Source organism: Janthinobacterium sp. GW460-12-1-14-LB5, assembly GCF_059423585.1.
Window position 1 is genome coordinate 1 of sequence record NZ_JBWKYD010000053.1, and the last position, 6,261, is coordinate 6,261.

General features: G+C 61.8%; 3 protein-coding genes. 2 read left to right on the forward strand and 1 reads right to left on the reverse strand.

What is annotated here, in order from left to right; genetic code table 11:
• Positions 1-227 precede the first annotated feature (227 nt).
• Complete coding sequence (gene gluQRS, locus AC07X6_RS28335; RefSeq protein ID WP_494793191.1) at positions 228-1,154, forward strand: tRNA glutamyl-Q(34) synthetase GluQRS; 927 nt, start codon at positions 228-230, stop codon at positions 1,152-1,154.
• 78 nt (positions 1,155-1,232) lie between these two features.
• On the opposite strand, the gene AC07X6_RS28340 is transcribed toward gluQRS, so the two are convergent.
• Positions 1,233-3,458 (reverse strand): TonB-dependent receptor, encoded by a 2,226-nt coding sequence (locus tag AC07X6_RS28340; RefSeq protein ID WP_494793192.1) that lies wholly within the window; start codon positions 3,456-3,458, stop codon positions 1,233-1,235.
• A 536-nt stretch (positions 3,459-3,994) separates the two neighbouring features.
• Between AC07X6_RS28340 and AC07X6_RS28345 the strand changes: the two genes are divergently transcribed.
• Positions 3,995-6,261 (forward strand): PAS domain-containing sensor histidine kinase (locus AC07X6_RS28345; protein WP_494793193.1); only part of this gene is annotated, 2,267 nt, incomplete at its 3' end.

Genomic DNA, 6,261 nt, shown 5'->3' on the forward strand with positions numbered 1-6,261 from the left:
ATATATTATCAATCATGAAAATTTCCATGAAATAAAAATAATAACTCTAATAGTATTTCATAAATCGCCAACTTTAAAACATTTTCAATTTAAATACGTTCGACTGCAGTAATGCATCAGCACAACACATTCCAGCAAGTTTGACTTGAACCATTTCATCAGCGATACTTAATACGGAAGCATTAATTTTGTGTGTTTTACTATTTTCCTGATTCTATTTTTCCTGAATGATATCCTTACACGGAAACCCTCCCTACATCGGCCGCTTCGCCCCCTCTCCCTCCGGTCCCCTGCACATGGGCTCGCTTGTTGCCGCCATGGCCAGTTATCTCGATGCCAAGGTGCATCGCGGCACGTGGTTGCTGCGCATCGAAGACCTGGACTATGACCGCAATGTCGAGGGTGCCGATCTGGGTATCCTGGCCAGCCTGCGGCGCTGCGGCATGCACTGGGATGGCGAGGCGACGTGGCAGAGCCGGAGGCTGCCGCTGTACGAGGCGGCGCTGAAACAGTTGCAGGACGATGGCCTCGTGTATGCGTGCGGCTGTTCGCGCAAGGAGATTCAGGATTCGGTGCTGCAGGCGGGTGCGCCCAAGGGGGGCGTCGCCGTGTATCCGGGCACCTGCCGCCATGGCCTGGCGCAGGGCAAGGCGGCGCGGGCCTGGCGGTTGCGCGTGCCACAGGGGCCGCAAGCCGTGTACGGCTTTACCGACCGCTGGGCGGGGCCGCAGCAACAGGACCTGGCCAGTGAAGTGGGCGACTTCATCGTGCTGCGCGGCGACGGCTTTTGGGCGTATCAGCTGGCCGTGGTGGTCGACGATGGCGCGCAGGGCATCACGCAGGTGGTGCGCGGGGCGGATCTGCTCGATTCCACGCCGCGCCAGTTGTATCTGCAGGATGTGCTGGGCTTGCCCCATCCGGGCTTCTTGCACGTGCCCGTCGTCGTCAATGACAGCGGCGAGAAACTGTCGAAGCAGACGGGCGCCCTCGCCTTCGACACGGGCACCAGCGCCGCGAACCTGCTGGCGTCGGCACTGCTGCCGGCGGCCCGCTTCCTCGGTCTCGACGTGCGCGCCGACGACGTGGAAGATTTCTGGCGGCAAGCCGTGCCCGCCTGGGCGCAGCGGCTGGCGCGCCTTCCCGGGCACGCATAAAAAAACCCGCCGCGGCGCGAGCCGTCGGCGGGTTGCAGCAGGCGCCAGCCGCAAGGGCCGGCGCCAGGCATCAGGCAATTAGAAGTTGCCCTTGAATTGCACGCCAAATTGACGCGGCTCATTGATGAAGCCCGTGCGGTTGTTGAAGTCGATGGCGCCCGTGATACGCTGAGTGTCGGTGATGTTGCGGCCAAACGCGGCCACTTCATACTTGCCGGCATCCCAGGTGTAACCCACGCGCAAGCCGCCTTCGACCATCGGCTTGCCGGTGAACTCGGTGGATTCATACAGGAAGAAATTGATCTTGCTGCGGTAAGCCCAGTCCGTGAAGACGAAGAATTCGCCGTTTTCCATCGGGATCGAATAACGGCCCGTGGCGGTGATCGTCCACTTCGGCGCTTGCGGCAATGGATTGCCGTCGATAACGGCCCGGTTTGCAGCGTTGATCGGATCGGTCACGGTGCAGCTGCGGCACGGGGTTACCGACAGGCTCGGGTCCTTGATTTCCGTGAAGTTATAGCTGCCGCCCAGGGACATCTTCAGGCTAGGCGTGACAAAACCTTCCAGTTCCAGTTCCGCGCCGCGGCCATTCGTCTTGGCGGCGTTGATCAGGCGCGTGACGTTCGAGGTGCCGCCAACGACCGTCAGTTGCTGGTTTTTCACCTGGTAGTTGTACAGGCTGAAAGCAACGCGGGCGCGGCGCTCGAACAGGTCGGCCTTGATGCCTGCTTCGAACGAGGTGATGGTTTCCGCATCGGCCACGGTCACAGATACATCCTTGCTGGCCGGCGCGATACTTGGCGCGCGGAAACCGGTGGCGATACGGCCGTAGAAGTTCACGTCCTTGTTGTACTTGTAGGTACCGCTCAGGTCCCAGTTGACTTTGGCTTTGCTGACATCGGCGCTGGTCGGGTTGATTTGCGGGACGTTGGACGCTTCCACCGTGTTGAAATCCTTCTTGTCCTTGGTGTAGCGCAAGCCGGCACGCAGCATGAAGTCATCGTTGACGGCATAGTTGACGGAACCGAAGGTAGCCCAGGCCGTGTTTTTCTGGCGGCTGGCCAGGTGCGAAACGAGCGCATGGTCGCTACCGCCGAAGTTATCCGTATAGCCGTTGGCATCTTCGTTGAAGTAGTACACGCCAGCCTGCCAATTGAGCGGACCGGCATTTTTCGATTCGGCGCGGAACTCCTGCGAGTATTGTTTCACGCTGGTGATGCCGCCGGCCGTTTCAACCTGGAAAGGAATGAAGCCGGGGCCCGCCGGTGTGCCGCCGTCGATGTCGCCATGCGACACATACTTGCCCACGCGTTCGAAACCAGTGATCGAGTACAACTTGACGCCGTCGAATTCCCAGCTCAGGCGGGCGCTGGCGCCATTGGTGCGCAACTCCTGGAAGTTCAGGCCATCGGTGTAGGATTTTTTCGGATCGAAACCGTCGACCAGGTCATTCGTGCCAAGCTTGATGGCGTTGGCGAAGAACACGCGCGCACTACCCGTGGTGCTGCGCTGATGCACGTTGAACAGGGCGTTAAAGGTGCCGTTCGGCGCATACATCAATTGCACGCGTTCCGCGTGTTCGTTGTAGCCGTCCAGCGCGTTTTTCTGGCCCGTAAACGTGTTGTCGACGTAGTCGTCGCGGTGCTGGCGCAAGGTCGAGACGCGCATCGCCCATTCTTTGCTCAGCGGAACGTTGACGGCGCCGTCGAAGTTGGTCGTGTTGTGCGTGGCGGCGGAAACGTTGTAATAGCCTTCAACCTTGTCCAGCTTCGGCTTGACAGATTCGAACTTGACCACGCCGGCCGGCGTATTGCGGCCGAACAAGGTGCCTTGCGGGCCGCGCAGCACTTCCACACCGGCCACGTCGAAAATCGGATAGCCTTTGAGGATAGGGTTTTCTTGCACGACATCGTCGTAAATCAGGGAAACAGGTTGCGATGCGAAGATGTTGAAGTCGGTATTGCCATAGCCGCGGATGTAGAAACGGGGGAAGGTGCGGCCATTCGACGATTCCACGTTCAGGCTCGGCACTTTGCCGGCCAGCACGCGGATGTCTTGCCCACCGGAGACCAGCACGTCGAGCTTCTCGTCGCGCAGCAGCGACACGGAGACGGGCACGTCGCGGATATTTTCCTTGCGGCGCTGTGCCGTGACGGTCACGGTTTCCAGCTGGCTGGCGGCAGGGGCCGTATCAGCAGCGACTTCATCAGCGTAAGCCGAGCCGATAGGCAAGGCAGCGGACAGTGCCAGCATTGCGGCGCTTTTGGCGCACAAACGCTTGTGCATCTTGGACATCTTGATCATGTGGTTTCCCAGAAGTTTAAAAAAAGAATTGCGAAATCTGTCTTTCTTGCAACCTGTCTCCGGGTTATATACGGCGCTGGACGATCGTTCGCACCATCACGGTGCGGCAGCGCGAGCGGATGTTCCCCCGCTCTCGGCGTCACTGGCTCTGCCCTGGCTGCCGCGCAAGCGGACAGCGGTTCCGGCCGCATCTCTGGGATGTCTGATGAGCACCAACTTTTTAGCAAGGCGCCAATTTAATTCAAGCAGCTTATGCGGGGCAAGAATATTGTTATGTAAAATATTCATTCGTCAACATAATGGGCCGACTAGTGGTTATTCAGCCACAATAGCGCCCGTGTATTGCTATTTCTTTGCCATTTCCCCCATGACATGCCATATGGCGCGACTTTTTCTGCTGGCCAGCCGAAAGCGGGATTGGCGTCCTGCAAGACAGCCCCGAGGGTAAAAATAGTTGTAATATCGCCAGACTTGAGCTGCCATGCCGCCCCATTCCAGTGCGGCGGCGGCGCCCCGCACCATCGTCGATCGCCTCCATGCCAGAACCCAGCCAGCCCAGCAACGCCGTCCCGTCCTGCATCGCCGCCGCCCAGGCGGCACATTTACTGCTGGGTGCCCATTGCGACATCGTCTGGAGCACGAAAACCTTCGGCCAGTTCGATGCCGACCAGCCGTCCTGGCGCGCCTTCACGGGCCAGACCGAGGCCGAACTGCTGGGCCGCGGCTGGCTCAATGCCCTGCACCCGGACGACCGCAACTTGCCTTACGTCATGCCGTCGCATCTGACGACCGTGTTCGAAGCGGAATACCGGCTGCGCCACGTCAGCGGCACCTACCGCAACGTGATCGTGCGCATGCTGCCCGTGCTGGCACCCGACGGCAGCATCGTTGAATGGCTGGGCTCGCATTGCGACGTGACGCAGCAACGGCAGACGGAACAGCGGCTGCGCCTGGCCATGCAGGGCGGCCGCATGGGCACGTGGGAGATCGACCTGGGCAGCGGCAGCATGACGTGCTCCGATGCGTTCAAGGCCAATCTGGGCTTGCCGCCAGCCAGCCGCATCGGTTACGCGCAGCTGACGGGCGCCATGCTCGACGGCGACCTGCAGCAGTGGCAGACGGTGGTGCACGCCGCCATCGCCAGCGCCAGCGATTTCGAGATCGACATCCGCGTGCGCTGGCCCGACAATTCGCTGCACTGGGCGCACATGCGCGGCACCTGCGCCAGCGACGGCGCCGGCAACGTGATCGCCCTGTCCGGCATCTCGCTCGACTTGACGGCCAGCAAACAGAACGAGGAAACCCTGCGCCTGACCCTGGCGGCCGGCGAAGTGGCCACCTGGAACTGGGACATCGTTGCCGACCGCGTGACGGCCGACAGCAATATGGCGCGCTTGTTCCACGTCAATGCCGATGCGCCCACGGCGGCGCCGCTGGCACGCTACCTGGACATCATCCATCCCGATGACCGCGAGCAAGTCAGCGCGCAGATTGCCCAGGCCGTGCACGCCCACACGCCATTCGAGGCCAGCTACCGCGTCGCTGCCGGCGATGGCCAGTACCGCTCGGTCATCGCGCGGGGGCGCGCGGAATACGCACCCGATGGCACGCCCTTGCAATTTCCAGGCGTCCTGCTCGACATCACGCGCCAGAAACAGGTGGAAGATGCGCTACGCCGCAGCGAGGAACGCTACCGCACCCTGATCGAGCTGATGGACCAGGCCTTTTGCGTCATCGAAATGCTGTACGACGAGCAAGGCCGCCCCGTGGACTTCCGCTATCTGGAAGGCAACGCCGCCTTCGTCAAGCAGTCGGGCCTCGACAATGCCATCGGCAAGACCATCCGCAGCTTCGTACCCGACCACGACCAGCACTGGTTCGACCTGTATGACCAGGTCGTCAAGACGGGCGAGCCCGTGCGCTACGAAAATGAAGCCGTGGCCATGGAGCGCTGGTTCGAAGTCTTCGCCGCGCGCCTCGGCGGGCCCGGCAGCCGCCTGCTGACGGTGCTGTTCAGCGACATCAGCGAGCGCAAGCGTTCGGAGCAGCAATTGCGGCAGCTGGCCGACAACCTGTCCGAGATGGACAGGCGCAAGACGGAATTCCTCGCCACCCTGGCGCACGAACTGCGCAACCCGCTGGCGCCGATCCGCAACGGCCTGCAAATCATGCGCCTGGCCGCCGACAAGCCCGCCACCGTGTCGCGCGTGCGCGACGTGATGGAACGGCAAGTCAATCAGATGGTGCACCTGGTCAACGACTTGCTGGACGTGGCCCGCATCACGCGGGGGCAGATCGAACTCAAGCTGGAACGCGCGGACCTGAAAACCATCATCGCCAGCGCCGTGGAAACGAGCATGCCGCTGATCGAGGCGGGCCGCCACCAGTTGCAGGTGCAACTCGACGAGCAGGCGCTGCCGCTTGAAGCCGATCCTACGCGGCTGGCACAAGTGCTGGGCAATTTGCTCAACAACGCCGCCAAATACACGCCCGCCGGCGGCCACATCAGCTTGCGCGCCCTGCGCGATGGCAACGAGGCCTTGATCGAGGTCAAGGACAGCGGTGTGGGCATCCCCGCCGAGTCGATCGCCACCGTGTTCGACATGTTCACCCAGGTGGGGCAAAACATGGGCAGGGCTCAGGGCGGCCTGGGCATCGGCCTGTCGCTGGTGCGGCGCCTGGCAGAATTGCATGGCGGCAGCGCCACGGCGGCCAGTCCCGGCGCCGGCCTGGGCAGCACGTTTACCGTGCGCCTGCCGCTGCTGAAGGAGGAAGCCCCAGCCCCCGCCGCACCGGACGCGCC

Bases quoted from the DNA above. Each gene is read 5' to 3' on its own strand.
- gluQRS (WP_494793191.1), top strand. From the start codon at position 228: ATGATATCCTTACACGGAAACCCTCCCTACATCGGCCGCTTCGCCCCC.
- AC07X6_RS28340 (WP_494793192.1), bottom strand. From the start codon at position 3,458: ATGATCAAGATGTCCAAGATGCACAAGCGTTTGTGCGCCAAAAGCGCC.